Annotated in this window: 22 protein-coding genes; 21 read left to right on the forward strand and 1 reads right to left on the reverse strand. The window is 50.1% G+C overall.

Translation table 11 applies throughout. The annotated features are described in order from the left end of the window. Window positions 1-16: 16 nt before the first annotated feature. From ACMGG5_RS11475 to ACMGG5_RS11570, 20 genes are all read left to right on the forward strand, one after another. Window positions 17-1048: a hypothetical protein gene (locus ACMGG5_RS11475; RefSeq protein ID WP_045407450.1), complete on the forward strand. Its 1032-nt coding sequence runs from the start codon at window positions 17-19 to the stop codon at window positions 1046-1048. A gap of 68 nt (window positions 1049-1116) precedes the next feature. Beyond that, window positions 1117-1599 carry a hypothetical protein gene (locus ACMGG5_RS11480; RefSeq protein WP_275183620.1) on the forward strand — a complete coding sequence of 161 codons (483 nt, stop codon included), beginning with the start codon at window positions 1117-1119 and terminating at the stop codon, window positions 1597-1599. Next, complete coding sequence (locus tag ACMGG5_RS11485; protein ID WP_420277867.1) at window positions 1596-2024, forward strand: hypothetical protein; 429 nt, start codon at window positions 1596-1598, stop codon at window positions 2022-2024. The genes ACMGG5_RS11480 and ACMGG5_RS11485 overlap by 4 nt, the downstream gene beginning before the upstream one ends. Then, complete coding sequence (locus ACMGG5_RS11490) at window positions 2021-2455, forward strand: hypothetical protein (protein WP_219998839.1); 435 nt, start codon at window positions 2021-2023, stop codon at window positions 2453-2455. Before ACMGG5_RS11485 ends, ACMGG5_RS11490 begins: the two co-directional genes overlap by 4 nt. Further along, the gene (locus ACMGG5_RS11495) at window positions 2439-3380 is read left to right on the forward strand and encodes a hypothetical protein (RefSeq protein ID WP_275183618.1); all 942 of its coding nucleotides are present in this window, start codon (window positions 2439-2441) and stop codon (window positions 3378-3380) included. Before ACMGG5_RS11490 ends, ACMGG5_RS11495 begins: the two co-directional genes overlap by 17 nt. Window positions 3381-3384: 4 nt before the next feature. Continuing rightward, window positions 3385-4779, forward strand: coding sequence for a hypothetical protein (locus ACMGG5_RS11500; RefSeq protein ID WP_420277868.1), 1395 nt, complete (start codon window positions 3385-3387; stop codon window positions 4777-4779). A gap of 3 nt (window positions 4780-4782) precedes the next feature. Then, window positions 4783-5220, forward strand: a complete 438-nt coding sequence (locus ACMGG5_RS11505; protein ID WP_420277869.1) for a hypothetical protein — start codon at window positions 4783-4785, stop codon at window positions 5218-5220. Window positions 5221-5222: 2 nt separating this feature from the next. After that, complete coding sequence (locus ACMGG5_RS11510) at window positions 5223-5807, forward strand: hypothetical protein (RefSeq protein WP_420277870.1); 585 nt, start codon at window positions 5223-5225, stop codon at window positions 5805-5807. Between the two features lie 123 nt (window positions 5808-5930). Next, window positions 5931-7934, forward strand: coding sequence for a hypothetical protein (locus tag ACMGG5_RS11515; protein ID WP_420277871.1), 2004 nt, complete (start codon window positions 5931-5933; stop codon window positions 7932-7934). A 2-nt stretch (window positions 7935-7936) separates the two neighbouring features. Continuing rightward, complete coding sequence (locus ACMGG5_RS11520) at window positions 7937-8653, forward strand: hypothetical protein (protein WP_219998834.1); 717 nt, start codon at window positions 7937-7939, stop codon at window positions 8651-8653. Further along, on the forward strand, window positions 8650-8925 hold the full coding sequence (locus tag ACMGG5_RS11525; RefSeq protein WP_219998833.1) for a phage baseplate plug family protein: 276 nt from the start codon (window positions 8650-8652) through the stop codon (window positions 8923-8925). The genes ACMGG5_RS11520 and ACMGG5_RS11525 overlap by 4 nt, the downstream gene beginning before the upstream one ends. Then, entirely contained in the window at window positions 8925-9944 is a 1020-nt protein-coding gene (locus ACMGG5_RS11530; RefSeq protein ID WP_219998832.1) for a hypothetical protein, read from the forward strand. The genes ACMGG5_RS11525 and ACMGG5_RS11530 overlap by 1 nt, the downstream gene beginning before the upstream one ends. Then, window positions 9941-10657, forward strand: a complete 717-nt coding sequence (locus ACMGG5_RS11535; RefSeq protein ID WP_219998831.1) for a hypothetical protein — start codon at window positions 9941-9943, stop codon at window positions 10655-10657. The genes ACMGG5_RS11530 and ACMGG5_RS11535 overlap by 4 nt, the downstream gene beginning before the upstream one ends. Further along, a complete protein-coding gene (locus ACMGG5_RS11540) occupies window positions 10654-10986 on the forward strand; it encodes a hypothetical protein (RefSeq protein WP_048976622.1) in 333 nt (110 codons plus the stop codon). The genes ACMGG5_RS11535 and ACMGG5_RS11540 overlap by 4 nt, the downstream gene beginning before the upstream one ends. Then, entirely contained in the window at window positions 10983-12401 is a 1419-nt protein-coding gene (locus tag ACMGG5_RS11545) for a ubiquitin-activating E1 FCCH domain-containing protein (protein ID WP_219998830.1), read from the forward strand. Before ACMGG5_RS11540 ends, ACMGG5_RS11545 begins: the two co-directional genes overlap by 4 nt. Window position 12402: 1 nt before the next feature. Beyond that, on the forward strand, window positions 12403-13107 hold the full coding sequence (locus tag ACMGG5_RS11550; RefSeq protein ID WP_420277872.1) for a hypothetical protein: 705 nt from the start codon (window positions 12403-12405) through the stop codon (window positions 13105-13107). 324 nt (window positions 13108-13431) lie between these two features. Then, on the forward strand, window positions 13432-14631 hold the full coding sequence (locus ACMGG5_RS11555; protein WP_420277873.1) for a gp53-like domain-containing protein: 1200 nt from the start codon (window positions 13432-13434) through the stop codon (window positions 14629-14631). A gap of 1 nt (window position 14632) precedes the next feature. Next, window positions 14633-15064 carry a tail fiber assembly protein gene (locus ACMGG5_RS11560; protein WP_250127073.1) on the forward strand — a complete coding sequence of 144 codons (432 nt, stop codon included), beginning with the start codon at window positions 14633-14635 and terminating at the stop codon, window positions 15062-15064. A gap of 324 nt (window positions 15065-15388) precedes the next feature. After that, a complete protein-coding gene (locus tag ACMGG5_RS11565) occupies window positions 15389-16624 on the forward strand; it encodes an acyltransferase family protein (protein ID WP_250127072.1) in 1236 nt (411 codons plus the stop codon). A 145-nt stretch (window positions 16625-16769) separates the two neighbouring features. After that, complete coding sequence (locus tag ACMGG5_RS11570; RefSeq protein WP_250127071.1) at window positions 16770-17159, forward strand: S24 family peptidase; 390 nt, start codon at window positions 16770-16772, stop codon at window positions 17157-17159. Window positions 17160-17391: 232 nt separating this feature from the next. Here ACMGG5_RS11570 and ACMGG5_RS11575 read toward each other — a convergent pair whose 3' ends face one another. Next, complete coding sequence (locus ACMGG5_RS11575) at window positions 17392-18300, reverse strand: LysR family transcriptional regulator (protein ID WP_420277874.1); 909 nt, start codon at window positions 18298-18300, stop codon at window positions 17392-17394. Between the two features lie 100 nt (window positions 18301-18400). On the opposite strand from ACMGG5_RS11575, the gene ACMGG5_RS11580 reads away from it, so the two are divergent. Further along, window positions 18401-19399 (forward strand): aldo/keto reductase, encoded by a 999-nt coding sequence (locus ACMGG5_RS11580; RefSeq protein WP_420277875.1) that lies wholly within the window; start codon window positions 18401-18403, stop codon window positions 19397-19399. Window positions 19400-19696: the final 297 nt, after the last annotated feature.

Here is a 19696-nt window from a genome sequence, read left to right on the forward strand (position 1 = left end):
TCGGGAGCTGAATTAAATGGCTGCAATTACCCCCAGCTACACCATCGTCAATCCGTCGTACATCGCGCCGGAGATGATCATTGGTTACCAGCAGGCGTCAGGTGCGTTTGAAACCATCGCCAGTGGTAACCCGCAAGTCCGTCTCGGCGTAGGCGACCAGTACGTCTACATGCGCCGTCTGGACATTCGCACCCAGACCACTTCCAGCCAGTCTGGTAACGGTAACCAGCTGCCGAGCGTGGCGCTGGATGCGAAGATGATTTCAACCCCAACCTACCTGTTCCGCTGCCGTGGTATCTACGATCACCATGACATGGCCGCTGCCGGTAACTGGAACTTTGCACTGCCGGAAGCTCAGCGCCTGGGCATGCGTCAGGGTATTTTCCAGCAGCTGCGCTCTGCTCTGCTGTACGGCATGAACCCTGCTGGCGGTGAAGGCCTGCTGAACACCGCTGGCGCGACTACTGAGTCCCTGCCTCCGGACAGCAACGGCAACACCACCGTTCTGACCTATGACCACGGTCAGATGGCGGTGTATCTGCTGGGACACGTACAGGCCGCACTGACCCGCACCATGCAGCTGGGCCGCCAGCAACGTGTCGTTATCCTGGGGCCGCAGCGCGTCCTAGGCGCCATGGAGATTCAGCAGATCGTCCAGCTGACTTCTTACCAGCGTCCTGGTGGCGGTACTGACACCGTCGGCGGAACAGTGAAAGAAGTGCTGAAAGGCGCAAACGTCCAGGTTGACTGGGTGTATGACGATACCCTGATCGGCGCTGGCGCTGGCGGTACCGACGCGGTGGTGATCACCATCCCTGAGGTCGAAGTGCCAATGGTCAACTCGACTGTAAACACCAACGAATTCGCCAAGCTGACCCCGTCTCTTGCCGCGAACGCGCTGATGTTTACCGACATGGCCGCGCCGCGTGAAATTCCGACGCCGATCGCTGGTGGTGCCATTGATGTTCTGTCCGAAATGCGTTCTACCGCAGGCTGGGCAGTTCGTCCGGAAGCAATCACCATCCTGTCCATGGCGTACAGCGCCTGATCCATTCTTTGAAGTGGTTAAGCCTCTGCCGGGGAAACTCAGCAGGGGCTTTTTTACGAGGGTAACCAATGAAACTCTATATCGCTAACACCACCAAGCAGCGCCAGATTTTCGCCTATCGCAAGCTGGAGACCGGACGCCTTATTCAGATCCCGATTAACCACGGCGATCAGATGATGGTGCTGGATGGCTCAACTGATGAAGTTGATGCAGTGGTGCAGCATCACCAGGTTTATGGTCTGGTTGACTCGACAAAAATCGACCAGAGCCAGGCGTTTGTCGGCCTGTGTTACAGCCTGAACAAGCCTGTATCAGCGTCGGTAATCGAAAAAGCAATCCGCGATAACGATATTCACCTGACCCGTGGCGCCCACGGCCGCCGCCAGGCATCCGTAGCGGCTCTGGATAGCGCGCTGCGTGACAGTGGCACCGGCTATTCCGGCGAGATGGAAGTCAGCGCTGAGCAGGCGAAAGGCCGAGAAGACAGCGAAGACTCTCCGACGGTCAACGAAACAATCGTGACTGAACAATCCGGGAGAAAGAGAAAATGACAACGAGCCTGTCGGGATTCATCGAATTCGTTCGAACTGACATGGGCGTTACCGCCGCGCAGGTTCCCGACGACTCGCCGTCTTTCTCCCTGGCGTATGGCGCTGCGGTTGAGTGGGTAAACCCTGATATCGCGTGCGTCACGCCGAACCTGTACACCGTTGCTGTGTACAACCTGGGCGCGTCTTTCCTGGTCAACTACGGTACCGAATCGGTATTTGCCGAGTTCAGGAAAGAGTATGGCCTGAACAATTTCAAGGCTGGCGTGATTACTGGTGCCGGGGATAACTCGACCAGCGCTCAGCGCCTGGTGCCGGACTTCTTCAAAGACCTGTCACTGACTGACCTGCAGATGCTTCAGGACCCATGGGGACGCCGGTACCTGATGATTGCCCAGCAGTTCGGCAGCCTGTGGGGGCTGTCATGATCACCTTCCACCTGGGGGTGATTGACGTCCCGTATGAGGATGAGAACACCACGACCGGAGACGTCGCCGAGTATCTGGAGGAAAAGTACCAGATCATGCAGACGTTTTTCGACAGGTACAGCAACGACATCGCTGACCTGATGGCGAACGATCTGGCGGCGTCGCTTGAGAATATGATGGCCGGCGCGCCGCCGGCGAAAGACCCTCTGGCAGAGTCGATGTCCCGGATCCATGACCTGTTTGTCGCCTTCCTCGACAACACCGAAATGAACGGATTGCCGGGCGTGCCTACGCGCCGCGCGCTGGAGGGGATATCCCGGCGATTCAAAAACAAAAAAGGGCCACCGCGCCCGTCATTCATCGATACCGGAACCTATCAGGCCGCAATGCGCGCCTGGGTGAGCGGGGTGCTAAATGCCTTCCCTGGATGAGTTGCAGCAAACTGCAAAAACAGAGCTTAACGCCACGCTGACTCAGGGTCTTGATGACCTGAGCCGCTTTCAGGTGGTCACGTTCACGAAGTATATCCGCAAGGTGCTGCCCCTCGATGGTTTCGTGTTCTGGGTGAAGGCCTCTGTTCTGTCGGACGACCCCAGCAGCGAGCCCGATACGGTCGATGTCAAAGGTTATCTGCACCTGACGACGGAAACCATTCAGGACGATGAGCAGCTCTATGACCGGAACGTCGTGACGTTTACCGCGCAGGCGGACATCGACCCGTTCAACGATATCGGATCTGATGTCCTGTATATCGGCGAGTTCTTTGGCCTCCAGTTTTCCTTCTCCCGGCGCACCGGGCTGAACGAACCGGCCAACCTCTATCACTACACAGGGGAGGCAATATTCCCCTACATGCGATCGCAGATCATCAACTCAGCCGATGATATCGACCTGTCGGACGTTGTGGTTTCGAGCTCATTGCCGGTATGGCTGGCGCTGAGCCAGTACATGCCGATGTTCCCGGCCAAGCTTTCTACGCAGAACCTGTCACCGCCGTACGCAACAGTGAAGTGCGGTAACACCGCGCCGATTGCCGGGAGCTTTTACCTCGATGAGCAGCAGAACCAGTATCAGCTGGTTTCTGAGGATGTGACGATTTCCATCACTGGGCTGCGTAATTCCGGAGTGGAAGATTTCCTGAAGTATGTGCAGCAGTACACGCTCGGAGATGACGCGGAAATGGGCGTGATGAATATCCCTGTTGTTCAGGACGAGCAAGTCACACAGAACGAGCTGAACATCATCGCCATGCGAAAAACCATTAAGTTCAAAGTCAACTATTACCAGCAGCGCATGCGGAACGTCGCGCGCAAGCTGATCACGTCAGCGATTCCGTCCATTTACCCGGAGAAATAAATAAATGGCAATTGTTAACATTAACGTCTCGGTGACAAACCCACCGAAGCCCTCTCAGCTGCTTAAATCCGGCGCGATGATATCCATGGGCGGAACAACCCTGGCGGCAGGTGAGTATCAACTCCTGACGACCAAAGACGATCTGAAGGCGATTACCTCACCGGCTAAAACCATTTCAACGATCACCTGGGCAACCGGCGTCGTTACTGTGACCCTCTCGGCAGCGCATGGCTGGAATGTTGGAGACACTATCCCACTGGTCGTCTCTGGCGTTACTCCAGCAGCGTATAACCGCGCCGTAACCGCCACTGTGACCACTTCCACCTCCTTCACTTATCCTCTGGTGACTGACCCCGGCACGGCAACAGTTATGGGTACGGTGAAAACCGTAGCGGCAAACGAAATCATCGAGATGAACACCACGTTCTGGGCGCAGGGAACTACCCGCGCGGTCTACGTGCTGGAGCTGGGCGACGTGTCTGTTGCTGCTGCTGTTGCTGCACTGGCCGACTTCATCGATGAGGATATCTCTCTGGGCAACACCTACCAGAAATTCTTCTCGTATCTGGTGCCGCGCGAATGGGATGGTGAGCCGACGTTTAAAACCCTTACTGGCCTGTATACCAGCCCGGCGTCACTGGTGTATTTCTTCATCACCACTACGACAGCCACTTACCAGGACTGGGTCGCCACCAAGAACAAATCTGTGTGTGCAGGCGTGGAATCGCCAAATATCCCTGCTGGCGAGTTTTCCATGGCGTTCCCGTTCCAGTCCTCTCTGGCAAACGAACCTGGCTCGTCAAACATGGTGCCTCCGATGGCGTACCGGTTCGGCTACGGCGTTACCGAATACCCGGTCGAAGGCAATGGCACGCTGCTGAAGCAGCTCCAGGACAACAGCATCAACTACGTCGGCACCGCCGCGGAAGGTGGTCTGAGCAACAAAATGCTGGTGGCCGGTCACATGCTGGACGGCAATCCGTTCAACTACTGGTATTCAGTGGCGTGGACTGCAATCAACCTCGAGCTCGATCTGGCTAACGAGGTTATCAATGGCTCCAACACCACCGTTAACCCGCTGTACTACGAGCAGAACGGTATCGACCGCCTGCAGCGCCGAGCGCTGAAAACCATGCGCAACGGCGTCAGCTACGGTCTGATCCTGGGGCGTGTGATTGGTACCGGCCTGACTCAGCAGGACTTCAACACCGAATACGAGAAAGGCACGTATGCCGGGAACGCGGTGATCAACGCCGTGCCGTTCGCGAACTACACCAGCCTTAATCCGTCCGATTACGCCGATGGCAAATATAACGGTCTGAGCGCCGTAATGACGCCGCGCCGCGGCTTCGAATCCATCACGTTTAACGTGAATGTAACCAACTTTGTAGGGGCGTAAAAAATGGCAAACCCATTAGTACCGCAGGGATTCCTCAACCGTGTACGCGGCGCAGTGTCGGTAACTGAAGTGCCTGCGCTAAATATCACCGCCTCTTATCTTGGTAAGGACGCTATCAGTTTGCGACCTGATGGCCCGGCGACAGACATTCTCCCTCAACTTGTCGGAACCGTCGGCAGTCAGGCGCCATATCAGCAGGTGACTGTCACCGTCCATATGCTGCGCACCCAGGGGTTGAGCGACAGCTATAAAAACCGTTTTGCTACCGACACGGCGCTGGGCGAGGTGGTGATTACCACTGATTCGAACACGCTCAGCAATTTCACTGTGCTTAACGCTTATCTGGTGAACTTCAACGAATTGCCTTTTACCGGTATGGATGCCGGGTACGTGGTGACCATCAGCGGTTATATCCTGACTAACGACAACATGTGGGGCTGATTGTGAAAATTGACAAAAAGCTCAACCTGGTAACAAACATCACCCGAGAAGACGGGTCAATCGTGTATCTGCATGTGACCCCGTTCCCGTATGAGGTGGTGGAAGAGCACTGTCTGCTGCTGGGCAACCTGTTCACCAACTTCATCTCACAGGTCGGCGGTCTTGGTTCGGCGCGCGTTGCGGCAATGATGCTTCGCAAAAAGCTCAAACGCGAGCAGGATCTGGACGCTGATCAGGGTCAACAGGGGCCGACCATAGTTGACGAGATCCAACGCCTTACATCCGTCATCTGGAACGATGGCGGAGAATGGAAGACAACCTCTTTTTATGCCGCCATGAAGCAGGGGATCATTTCTCCTGATGAATACCGAGAAGTCGAAGGCGAGGTGGTTTTTTTTATGGTTTCCTCTGCCATTCAGAAGGCTCAACTGATTGCGCCGACGGTGGGGTCAGTGATCGGCATGTACGGTGGGCGACTCGAATCATTGAGCGTTACGGCGTTTCGCGATTCGTTGCAGACGTCGAATCCTCCTGGCGATACCCAGACCCAGAATGCCCAGCAGGAAACGTCATATATACCCTCCTAGACTGGGCGTCGAATGAGGGATTCTGGCGGGTGATCAGGGAAATCACCGGCGAGGAGTTCGCCAGCCCGGCGCAGTACCGCCAGCGATACATCATTTCCGCGCTAAAAGACAGGGGTTCCTTCAATGGTGGCTAAGTCTATTGTCGATATTGACGTAAATGACGACAAGTTTGTCTCATTTATGGAGAAGTTTAAAGAATATCAGGCCGCACTTGAGGAACTACCTGAGGCATGGAAGGGGCTGGCGCACGGCGCTACAGATGCCACCAAAGAGACGGCCAAAGCGAAAGCAGAAGGTGACCTTCTGGCTAAGGCATTCTCTGAGGGGGCCAGCGCCATTCTGTCGATAAACAGCGGCCTCGATCGGCTCACCGACAGTCTGGACAGGGCAAACAGAAGTCAGGAAGACTTCAACAAGAAAGCCCGCTCTTCAAAGGGGTTTTTGAGTGATGCCACGAAGGACGCGAAATCGCTGGCTGGGCACATCAGGGATGCCACCACAAGCCTGCTGTCATGGGGTGGTATCGTCGGTCTGTTCACTGGCGTGCTGGGAATGGGCGGTCTTTTCGGGCTTAATCGGTTGGCGGCCACGACCGGATCTCAGCGGTTTACTTCTCTCGGGATCGGGACGAGCATCGGCGCTCTGGACTCAACAGCCATTAACTACCAGAAAGCACTCGGCAACCCGACGGGGACGCTTGGGGCCATCCGCGACAGCCAGATGGATCTGTCAAAGCGCTGGCAGTTTCAGGCTCTCGGGATCAACAACCCCGACCAGGACCCGGCGAAACTCCTGCCGCAGCTTATTCGCAATGCGCGTGACATTTTTGTCAAAAACGGCAGCACCCTCCAGGGGGCCAACGCCTATGGCCTGACGAACTTTTTCAGCCTTGATGACCTGAATCGCTTTAAAAATATGAGCGATGAAGAAATCGATGCGATGGAGCGCCGGGCGCAGAAGGACGCGAAATTACTGCAGATCAACGACCAGCAGGCGCGGCAGTGGCAGGATTTCAACGTCCAGCTGGATTACAGCGGGCAGAGCATACGCAACACGTTTGTGCGTGGTCTTGGCCCGCTTACCCCGCAACTGAGTAAGCTTTCTGACGCACTGGCCGGTGCCATTGATACGGTGCTGCAGTCTCCGGAGTTGGGTAAGTGGATTGACGGGCTGGCTGGCGGCATAGAGCGATTCGGGAAATATCTCGCATCGCCAGAATTTACCAAGGACGTCGACAGCTTCATGGCTGGCATCGAAAAGCTTGGTGCGCTTATCGGGAAGGTCTATGACTGGGTTGTTGGGAAAACAAGCATTTCAGTCTCTGATGTGAAAGAAGGATCTTCAATTCTTAGTGATAAGAAAGTTACTGATCCCGAAACAGGGAAGACCTATACACCAGGCTCTGAAGATGACCCGAGAGTGTGGGGATGGCTGAAAGGTGTTAAGCGATTCTTTTCCAGTGGTGACGTTAAACCGGTAGATCCAACGCCAGCAGACGTCACTGCAAAGGGGAGAACGATTGCCGATCGGTTCAATAACCCGACCAATCTTCGCTGGGCTGAAGGATATGGTACGCACAACACCAAAAGCGGTGATTTCGCGGTATTCCCGACACTGGATGAAGGTGTTCTGGCGTCTGCAAAACAACTCCAGATTTACGGTACGCGCGGTATTAATACCATCAGCGATATAGCAAAAAAATGGGCGCCATCGAACGAGAACGATACCGAAGCATATATTCGCCATCTGGTGAAGAGCACCGGCATTGGTGCGCGAGAAGCGCTTAATCTCAACGACCCGTCAATCCTTGCGAAGCTGATCTCGGGAATGTCATCAAAAGAAGGTGCCGGAAACCGCGTAAGTGAAGATGCGGTAATGCAGGTATTCAGCAACACCAGCGGAACACTGCGGGAGCAGTACGCAGCGATGCAGGGCTCTAAAGCTGCTACTACTGCTGTTGCTGGAGGTGGTGATAACTCTGAGGTAGCCAAAAACACGAATAAGACCAATCAACTGCTGCAGCATCTTGTTGATAGAGGGCTTCAGGGTAATGGCTCTGGAATGGTCGTTTACAACAACACAGGCGGGAATGCCGTTGTTTCCAGTTCACAACTCGGAGTTCGATGATTATGGCATTTACTCGTGAGCTTTATCGGCTTGGTTTTGAAATATCCCCGGTTATCCTCTGCAATGGAGTTGCGGAGGCTATCCCGGGTGGCATGCTTCCTATAGTGGCGCTCACCCAGAGCGCAAGCTTCGTGACCGGGCTTATCGGCGGGGCAATAAACCTTACCGATCTGGACAAATATTTTTGCCACTGGCGCCCCGTTCAGGGTTCGACAATGGTCGATTACGATATTGCACGCTATCCGTTCGCAAACCAGACTGTCGCAGCCAATGCACTTCTGGCTCAGCCATTGAGGGTTAGCCTGATGATGGACGCGCCTGTTAACGAGAACACAGGCGCAATGACAAAGCTGGTAACGCTTAGCGCGCTGCAGGCGGTGCTTCAGGCGCATGCAAACCTCGGCGGCACTTACATCGTGGCCACGCCGTCAATCATCTATAACAACTGCATTCTGAAGACTGTTAAGGATAACTCAACCGGTAGTGACCCGCTCCCGCAGAGATCATGGTTATGGGATTTCGAACAGCCTCTTATCACGGAGACTGCTGCGGATCAGGCTGTAAACAGTTTTCTAAGCAAGATTGATGGTGGCGACCAGAACAACAGCAGCGCATGGACAAATACCGTCAGCGCGCTCGGCAATACTTCGCTCGGCGGTTCAGTAACCGAGGCCATAACTGGCGTTATTGGCAAGCTGCAGGGGGTATTTGGTATATGAGCACCGTCAATTACCCGTTTACCGGGCTTGAGAGGAAGAGCATGACGTTCTCGCCGGTTCTCGACGGGACGGTCTACTCCTGCCAGATGAAATGGAACATCGCCGCGCAGCGCTGGTATTTGCTGATCACCAACAGCGCCGGAAACCCGGTGCTGAATACTGCCGTTGTTGGGTCGACATCTTCTGGTGGAATAAACCTCCTGAATGGGGTGTTCACATCGACGACCATGATCTGGCGTGAAAAAAACGGGCAGATTGAGGTAACGAGCTGATGCGCTATTACGAAATTAACATTTTTGATGGCGACACCCTAATCCAGCAATATACCAGCCTGAAGAATGGGGTCTATAACCCAGGCGCGCTGATGGTCGAGTTCGACATCATGCGATTTGGCGAATCCACGCCAGCAGGGGAAACCCATCTCACTGTATGGGGTATAGGCCCAAAAGACATGCAGCAGGCCAGACAGAACCTCTATGGTAAGCGAATTCAGATCTTTGCGGGGATGTCGAAAGGTCTGCCGCTGGCGGGAGTGTGGGATAAAAAGCTTGCCATTGAGGGGACCATTTTTCAGGTTTTCGGTAACTGGCAGGGCACAGAGCTGAGGCTGGACTTCATTATTGTCGCTGGGCCGGTTAACACCACGAACCGCGGGCAAATGGTTCCTCTCCAGCTAACAATGCCATGGTCTATGGGGCAGAAACTCTCCGTTGCGCTGACACAATGTGTCATGACGATGGGCGGCTTTACGCCGAACATAAGCATCAGTGACAGGCTGACGCTGAATTACGATCGCCCCATGTTCTGCGGTTCCCTCGCTGAGCTGGCAAAAAACCTGAGAGCATTTTCCCTCTCGCGTATCAAAGACCCAGGCTATACGGGCGTGGAAATTGCCGTAGTCAACGGCAACGAAATCCGGGTATGGGATAACGATTACGCTAACCATCCAGATCAGGGATCGAAAACCAGCGCGACGGAAAGGAGTAAAAATCCTGTCCAGATAAATTTCAATGACCTGATCGGCCAGCCAACGTGGATCAGTTTTGGCGTTGTCAGCGTCATCTGCGTCATGCGCGCAGACCTGCAGACTGGCGACCATATCCTTATGCCGGAAAAGGCCAGGCCAATGATTCAGGCTTCTTCCTACTCGCAGTTTCGCGATGACTCGGCTTTCAACGGTGAATTCGTCGTTCAATCGGTAAGGTTGCTGGGTAACAGCAGGCAGCCAACAGCGGAAGCGTGGATCACCGTGATTGAGGCATACCCGGCGGAGGCGGTTAAGACAAAATGAGTGTTGACCAGAAGCTTAATTTCGGCAGGAACATGAACAGGTTCGCCGAGCAGAAGTTTAATGAGGCGTTCCAGGCGGCCGGGAAAATCCTGCCGGCCAGCATTGTTGAGCAGCAGGGAAACATGGTCACCGTGTCTTTCGAGCTACATGACACGCCATACGTTTTCCCGAATGTCACGATCCCACTTTTCGGCCCGCAGTACATCAGATATCCGATGCAGCCGGGGGACAAAGGCATTGTCATTCCTGCCGACACCTATCTTGGGGGCGTAAGCGGGCAGGGCGGCGGTATTGCTGACCTGACCCCGCCGGCCAACCTGAGCGCTCTGGTATACCTGCCGATCAGTAACACCGAATGGGAGGCCGTCGACGGGAGCGTTGTCACTATTTACGGTCCTGAGGGTGTGACTATCCGGGACCAGGGAAGCAACACGACGTTTCTGTTAACGCCTGAAAGCGTGACGATTGCGGCCGTCGATTTGTTTAAGGTAACAGTCGGCAGCACGGTGCTAACACTTACGCAGGGAATGTGGAGTATTACAGGCCAGAGCGGAAAGCTGCAGGATTCAACTGCCAGCACCAGCCCTGAGATTATGCATACCGGCTGGGCCGCCTTGGTTGAATGGGTGAATTCTCATCAGCATTCAAACGGTAATGGCGGTTCAAATACTGGGGTCCCAACCACCACTTTCAACGGGAATATCACGCAATGAGAACCTACGGGAGAGATGCAAATGGTAAGTGGGTGCTGGTGGTCCCGGATGAAAATGGCTTCAACGACTCCATCTATCTTACGACGCTGATCCAGAATCTGAAGCTGGCGCCGCAGGAATCACCATTTTTTGCAAATAATGGCATTCCGGCGCAGAGCTCGGTCATTCAGCAGGTGCTACCCACCTATTATGTCGACAGGCTTCAACGGCAATTTAGCCAGTATTTTTCATCCCTGCAGATCGCCCTGGTGAGTGATGACCCTCCCGTATACAACATTTCGGCGATAACGAACGCCGGTTCTAAAATTATCACAACGGTGAACGTATGAGTGATTTGTCCGTAAGCTATGACGCAGCCGGGCCAGTGCCGAAGACATCCGAAGAACTGCGCGCAGATTTAGTTTCCAGAGCCACTGAGTTATCACCTGGTATCACTACGGACCTACCCGGATCGCTGATTGAGGATATCGTTGGAACCGACGTTGGCGCTCTGCTAATGGCCGATCAGATCCGCATCGACCTCATCAACTCTGTAGGCCCACTGAAGGCGAATATGTACCTTCTGAACCTCCTGGCTCAGCAGGCAGGTATAAGCCCGCAAAAAACTGAAGGTTCGACTACCGTTCCGGTGGCGTTCTCGGGTCCAGCGGGATTCGTAATTCCCCAGGGTTTTCTGGTCAGCGACGGAACGTACACCTACCAGATCTCCGACGCGACAGTGGTCCTGTCTTCTGGTGTCAGCTCGATGGTAACAGCCATTGCAACGAATACGGGTTCGTGGGCTGTTCCTGTGGGATCAGTTAACCAGATCCTTACCAGTCTGCCGTCAGATATTACCCTGACCTGTACCAACCCTGTTGCCGGTACGCCAGGCGGTGCGAAAGAAACTGATTACGAGTTTCGCGAGCGCGTCTGGGAAGGCCAGATGTCAACCGTTCAGGGGTATCCTGGCTTTATCCGCCAGAAATTAACCGACCTGAGCAATGTTCAGGCCCGGCTGGTTTCAGTCGTTCAGAGCGGCAATGCATGGATTGTAATGTGCGGCGGTGGCGATATTTATGAAATGGCCGGAGCCATTTATAAATCAGCAGGAGACATCAGCAGGCTCAAAGGCACGGACCTCAATGTCACGGGCATTACCAATGCAAACCCTGGCGTTATCACGACTGACATCACCCACGGATTCAGCACTGGGCAAGTTATTAATATCACCGGCGTCACCGGAATGAGCGGAATCAATAACGTGCCACTTACCATTACCGTTCTGAGTCCTCATACCTTTTCCATCGGCATAAACACGGCTTCATCCGGCACGTGGACGGGCGGAGGAATTGTCACCCCGAACCTGAGGAATAATGTCGTTACGATCAATGACTGGCCTGACAACTACGTCATTCCCTTCGTGATCCCGCTTCAACAGTTGGTGACAATAAAGTTTGAGTGGGCGACGGAAAGTGCTAACTACCTGACGGATGCGACTATCGCCTCACTGGTATCACAGCCAGTTATCGACTACGTGAACGGTATATTTGCCGGAAAGCCGATGAACATCAATAACGTTAAGGATGTGTTCCTTCAGTCCATTAACGGCACGCTGGACATGAGCCTTATTTCAACGCTGAACGTTATTGTTACGGTAAATGGCGTAATAACAGGTGTGGATGCCGGTACAAATATAATCAGCGGTGACCCATATAGCTACTGGTACATAGCCTCAAATGGGGTTATTGTCGATGGGATATAACATGCTAGAAGATATCATTAAATCATACCTTTATACGCAGTATAACGATGACGATGATATTCAGGCATTCGTATCTGCGTATAACGCAATGGCGCAAGACATCTATTCCTGGATGATTAACGCAAATCTTCCTGTTTTCGTTGGTGGGTATAATGCCGGGGATCAGCTTAAATGGATAGCCAGGGGAATTTATGGCGTAAAGCCGCCGGTTCTGGTTAGTGGAAGACAAAGCGTTTACGGACCTTTCAATGCCATGCTTTTTAACCAACTACCGTTCAACGAGAGGAAAGTAGTTAATCAGTCTGAGCAGGTTGTCGTTTCAGATGATTTGTTTAAACGCATCATGACATGGAATTTTTATAAAGGTGACGGCTTCTACTTTACTATCCCATGGCTGAAGCGCAGGGTAATTAGGTTTTTGACAGGTGTCGATGGAGTAGATGTTGTTAACGATCAGCGTTGGAGCATATCGATCTTGTTCTCTGGTTCTGGTGCAAGCATCTCCATCATTAAAGGATATCGAAAGCTAACAGACGCATCTATGTACAATGAGTTTTCGTTTAACAGTCAATTATATAATCAGAAAAAAAACGTGCTAATCAAAAGTAACGAGTACGAGTATGCATCTCTTTTTAAGCAGGCCTTTGATAGTGGCCTGCTCCATATGCCATTTTATCAGCCTGTAACTGTCACCATTATCGGTTAGCATTATCTCGACGATCTATTGCCATGTCAGTGTAATTTTTGAGGCACTGGGATATAACAAACAGCATAATTACAGTAAAGAATACTGCGACACTGAATTTTATATTTTCGAATGGTGGAACGCCTTCCTGAATCCACATGCTGAAAATCAAAAAAATAAGGAATGACGAAAGTAAAATTGTTATAGAGCTGACTGTTGTTAAAAGAAATTTTGCAATAGCAACTGATAGATTATTCATTCTAAAGTCCTCATTAAGTTTTGATTAATTTTAACATTAAGAACCCGACTAGTTCGGGTTTTTATTGCCCAAATCCCGGAGGATAAATGGCACTCATACTTTTAGCAGCCAACAACGCACAAACAGTGCTAGCGGCAGGAATTAGTTCTTCAGCCACTTCGATGACGGTCAACACTGGTACGGGAGCTCTATTCCCCTCTCCAACACCAGGAGTTAGCTTTTTCAAGTTAACATTTGTTGACGCCGCAACTGGGCAGATAAGCGAAATTGTCCATGTCACAGCGCGTTCTGGTGACGTAATGACAATTGATCGCGCACAAGAAGGTACCACAGCACGATCCTGGTCTGCGAATGATATTGCGGCAAACATGATGACCGCAGGAACATTAAGCTACATCCTTGGAAATTTTCAGCCACTTGATGCTACGCTGACGGCTCTTGCTGCTCTTACTACAGGGTCAAATAAACTTCCGTATTTCACAGGGACAGATGTTGCATCGCTAACAGACCTGTCTTCAGTCGGGCGTGACGTTATCGGCAAGACTTCAATTTCCGATATTCTTACATATCTCCATTTAGACCGACTTGATCAGGATACAACTGAAACCAGGCTCTGGTCTCCCGATAAGAATTCTTACGTTTTTGTTCAGAATGGAGCTTGGGGGGCATACTCCATTAACTCTCCGGCAGGAACTGTTGCTCTGCAACTTTCATCGGGAGGAACTGGAGCTAAAGACGCTGCGGGGGCAAGGGCCAATCTTGGGCTTGGAAACTCCTCTACGCGAAATGTCGGCTCTGTGTCTGGAACAGTTGCTGCTGGTGATGATAGCCGTATCACAGGCGCAATGCAGCAGAGCCAAAATGGTAATGATATCCCTGATAAAGCCGCATTCAGAAGTAACATCGGGCTTGGATCTGCAGCTACAAGAGCAGTCGGAAACGGCGCAAATCAAATTCCTGACATGAGCTATTTTTCTGCTGCACTTTCCACCAATGGTTGGGCAAAGTTACCAAATGGGCTAATCCTTCAACAAGGGGCATCAGCAGCGGCTACACCATCAAGCCCAGATGTCCTTGTTAATTTTCCAATCCCATTCCCGACAGGTGTATTGCACATTGGTGAGCATGACACAGGCGGTGGGCTGGCAATGACGCTATGGCAGCTTAATAACATAACAAGGACTGCATTCTATGCTGGAGCAATCGGCAGCATTTCTAGAGGTAATACGACAGTCCAGTCAGTACCAGCTTCAGCTGCATGCAACTGGTTTGCTATAGGATACTAAGATGAATACATATTTGTATGATGCCAAGACGAATGCATTTTACCCATTAAGTCTTCGTGCTGATTATGAGGCTGCAGGAACTTGGCCTGATGAAGGCGTAGAAGTTGAAGATGGTGTATTTAAATCATTTCAATCCCCACCCGCGGGTAAAGTGAGGGTGGCGGGAAGTGATGGTTATCCGGCATGGGGTGATATCCCCCCTCCGACTCATGAAGAACTTGTTACTACTGCGGAAGTAGAGAAACAATCGCTGATTGACCATGCCAACGATTACATGAACGGCAAGCAGTGGCCAGGTAAAGCCGCAATGGGGCGATTGAAAGATTCTGAAAAGGTACAATACAACGCATGGCTAGACTATCTTGAGGCGCTGGAGATTGTGGATACATCGACGTCTCCGGATATCACGTGGCCAGACCCCCCGGCGGAGTAGTCTTATGCTGCACACTTGCATGAGAATGATTCCCATTAATTTGGGTGGTATCTGATATCCAATTTTAATTGACCAGGCGTCACGATTTGTTTAATGCGCGGCAGTTGATTTAACTTTCAGGAGGGGTATCCCTCCTTTTTTCTTTCGATGAGATTCTGAAGGCAAGCGTCAATACCACCGTAGCTGCAGAAAGTAAGAAAAAAAATATGACACTAAGAAAGGTGTAAAAATGAAGCATAGCTGACATCCTTATGATGATGATTGTGTTAACATAAAAGATATGCTAACCCAGTGTATTAGCAATAGATTTCTATTGAAATATCTATGCCGCATGCTAATGTGTGCGATAACATAGAGAGGTTTGAGGCAGAAGGAGTTGGGTTAGTCATGTCATCTGAGCGTTCTGATAAGCATAATAATGCTAAAATAAATTTAGGATACCTTGATGGTCTTAGAGGTATTTTATGTATTCTTGTTTTAATAGAACACTGCATTAATTTCTATAAGCCAGATATAAGATTTACTGAGCTTGAAGGAATTACAGGTCTTGTAAGAAGGCTCATAATTTCAACCCCTCTTAATATCATGTACAACGGCGATGTGGCTGTTTATATATTTTTTGCACTTAGCGGATTTGTGTTGTCGCTGTCTTTCAATAGATCAAAAAATCATGATGTTATACTTTCTGGAGTAATAAAAAGATATCCAAGAATTATGCTGCCTGTGGCTGGATCAATGGTATTGATGTATGTGGTAATGTTATTTATTGATACGTATGTGGGGCAGGCGTTTGGGCTGCAATTATTTAATGTTGTTGAGCAGGTGTTTTATAAAATACCATTTACACACTCAATATTGACTAACTATCCGCTATGGTCAATGTCTTATGAACTATATGGATCACTACTTGTGTTTTCCTTGCTTGCAATTTTTGGGAGAAGCAAACATAGAATATTATTCTATTCAATGGTGATGGTATATTTCATGGTTAGTTTGAATCAGGCTCATCAGGATATTTTCGAATACAGCACATATTATGCGCTGTTCGTATTTGGAATGATAATGAGCGACATAACCAATGGTGGGGCATTTAAAATAAACCCATATATAAGACTGGCTATGTTTTCAATTGGGCTGTATTTGGCAACAATTCCACTCCCAAGAGAAAACATAGCGCAATACATTGGTGCATATACCTATCTTAAAGTGTTTGATGGTTTTTCATACATGCAAGTATCTATAACAATAGGCGTAATTGGTAGTATGATTTTATTTGCATCAATTATAGATTCAAATGTCGCAATGAAATTTCTGTCAACAAATGTTGTCAGGTTTCTTGGGAATATATCATTCCCTTTATACCTTAATCACGCTATAGTGATTTATGTCATTTCATATGTTTTACATAAGAAATACGAACAAATTGGAATTGTAGAATTCATAATTGCTACATGCTTAACGATCTTGATATCAGTGCCAATTGCCTATCTATTCGAGAAATTTATAGATGCTCCTTCAATTAGAGCATCCAATAAGTTAAGTAAACTTATATGCAAATAAAGATATTCTGTTAAGCTGCGAAACGCCTAAGCCCACTAAAAGTAGTGGGTTTTTTTATTCACATTGCCATCTGACAGATTCCACTTGCTCAATACCGTCGATTTATAATACTGTATACATATACAGTATTTATCGGAGGTGCATCATGGGATTCCCGAGTCCAGCGCAAGACTACGTTGAGCAACGCATATCACTCGACCAGCGCATCATAACGAGGCCAGCGGCCACGTACTTCATGCGTGCAGGAGCGACGCATTACCGGGAAGGTATACTCAGTGGCGCTCTGCTGGTTGTCGACGCGTCACTGCGCCCATGTGATGGGTCGCTGCTGGTTTGCGCTGACGGAGGCGAGTTCCGCATTAAAAGGTATCGCACCCACCCAGAACCTCATCTTGAGAATCTGGAGAATGGCAAGAGGGAACTGTTGCGACAAAAGGATGAGATGTCAGATTCCGACCGGCCAGTATTTGGTGTGATCACCTACATTATCAACGATGCGCGTTCTGGCGAGTTCGACGACTGCCCGGTGATGTAATGGGGAAAGGGCATAGCTATGCCAGGCGGCATGGCTGTGCACTCTCTGTGTCACAGATGTGTCATGCATGGATGCCACATAACGAAACGCAGAAGCATATAACGACACGTAATGACACAAACCCGGCGCGAGCGCGGAAAAACTAATGACATTACAGTGTGTTAAATAGTACTCTACGTTCTTCTAAGCCGTAGGTCGTAGGTTCGAATCCTACAGGGCGTGCCATTTCCTCTCAACGCACGTCTTTATTCATCGACATCACCCACGCTATGAAGGTTCTCAGCGGTGCTGGCAGATGTTTTCGGCTCGGGTAGTAAACACAAAAATTATCAGCGGGATAGGTATAATCAGGTAGCAAACGGACAAGTTTGTTTTCGCTAATTTTATCCTCAACCAGATTCTCATAAACAAACGCAATCCCTAACCCATATTCAGCAGCCTGGATCATTGCCGCGTCTGAATCGACAACCAGATCGCCATTAACAGATACCTCCATTGTTTCCCCTTGTGGATCCATAAACTCCCAGCGATACAGCTTTCCATCAGGAAAACAGCGATTTATACACCTGAAATTGACCAGATCTTTTGGTGAGTCAGGCGTGCCTGATTTCTTCAGAAAATCGGGGCTGGCAACGGGAATAAGAGCCATCTTGCCACCAAAAGGAATGGCAACCATATCTTTAGGAACATCTTGTGTATAACGTATTCCGGCATCGAAACCTGAGTCGATAATATTGATTTTTCTGTCAGTGGTGAACAACTCTAATTTAATACCCGGGTAATCATTTTTGAACGTAACGAAATGGCTTTGAAAAAAGAGATCAACCACGATCCGGGGTAAGTTGACTTTGATGACGCCTTCTGGCTTTTCTTTGTGGTCATTGAGATTATCAATGACGCGTCTGTAGTCATTCAGGATGGGCGTCACGTCATCAAGAAACGCTTTACCGACGGCCGTCAAAGACAAGCTTCGGGTGGAGCGATTCAAAAGTCTAACCCCAAGTTTTTCTTCAAGATTATTTATGGCGACAGTTAACGTCGGCGCTGAAACATTTAATTCTTTTGCGGCCTGACGAAAACTCCCGTGTTTTACAATAATAAGTAATATTTCTATATGTTGTAACTCTGGTGCATTTTTCATTGTTAATTCTCATAAAATACTGCATTAAAAATATACTAATTGTTATGCGTTAAGAATGAAAGTATATATTTCCTGTCATTTATCAAAACAGGAATATAAGATGAAAACACGTTATCTGGGAAAAGATAAATTCCAGGTGTCAGCGCTGGGGTTGGGTTGTATGGGGATGAGTTTTGCCTATGGTGGCGCCGAAGAATCGGAGGCGATCAATACCATTCACGCTGCGGTCGATTTGGGCGTTACCTTCCTTGATTCCGCGGAAGTCTATGGCCCCTATGATAATGAAGTCCTGGTCGGGAAGGCGATTAAAGGTATTCGCGACAAGGTACAGATTGCGACTAAATTTGGTTTTCGCATCCTTCCCTCCGGACGCGGGCTTGAACGTATGGCTGGTGTTGACAGCCGCCCTGAACATATTCGTGAAGCGGTAGAAGGTTCACTTAAACGTCTCAATATCGAGACTATCGATCTGCTTTATCAGCACCGCGTCGACCCGTCTGTACCTGTTGAAGACGTTGTGGGAACAATGGCTGATTTAATCAAGGAAGGGAAAGTTCGCCATATCGGGCTTTCAGAAGTCTCAGCCGACACGTTACGCCGGGCCTGCAAAGTTTATCCGATTACCGCCGTGCAAACGGAATATTCGCTCTGGACTCGCGAGCCGGAGGAAAGCATTCTCAACGCTTGCCGCGAGCTGGGCGTTGGGTTTGTGCCCTACAGTCCGCTGGGTCGCGGATTTTTAACCGGGAAAATCACCGACAGCTCCGGCTTTGGCGAGGATGATTTCCGACGGAACCTGCCTCGCTTCCAGAAAGCAGCGATGCAGAAAAACCAACAGCTGCTCGGCCAGCTACAGGATGTCGCGGATAAATACCGCTGTTCCCTCGCGCAGCTGGCCCTCGCATGGGTGATGAGTAAAGGAGATGACATTGTTCCTATTCCCGGGGCTCGAAAAATAGCGCATTTGCAGGATAATGCGGGGGCGGTCAGCCTGAATCTTTCCGATTCTGATATTAAGTTCGTTGACCATGTCTTTACGCCTGACAATATCCAGGGGCAAAGATATAACCAGGGTGATTTTAATTTAATCGATAAATAACACACTGCATTACATTTTCCCGCCTCTCTGGCGGGAGAGTTGTTCATCTGTGCATTAAATGTCGCAATAATAAATAGAAGGCTAATGAATTCTTCTTCCGTTCAGTCTTAAGGTTTTCTTAATTTTGAATTGAACTGTCTTTCCCATCTGGATTTTTATCATTTCAAACCACGCAATAATGAAATTTTACACTTTTACGCGTAAACTGGATTGATACTAATTATCATTAGCGTTGTTGTGTGCTTTAATCCTGTCCCACAAAGCTATGAGTGGTTACTCCCGTTGGTCTATTAAGGA

Source organism: Enterobacter sp. BNK-34 (assembly GCF_048684445.1).
Classification (GTDB): Bacteria; Pseudomonadota; Gammaproteobacteria; order Enterobacterales; family Enterobacteriaceae; genus Enterobacter; species Enterobacter pseudoroggenkampii.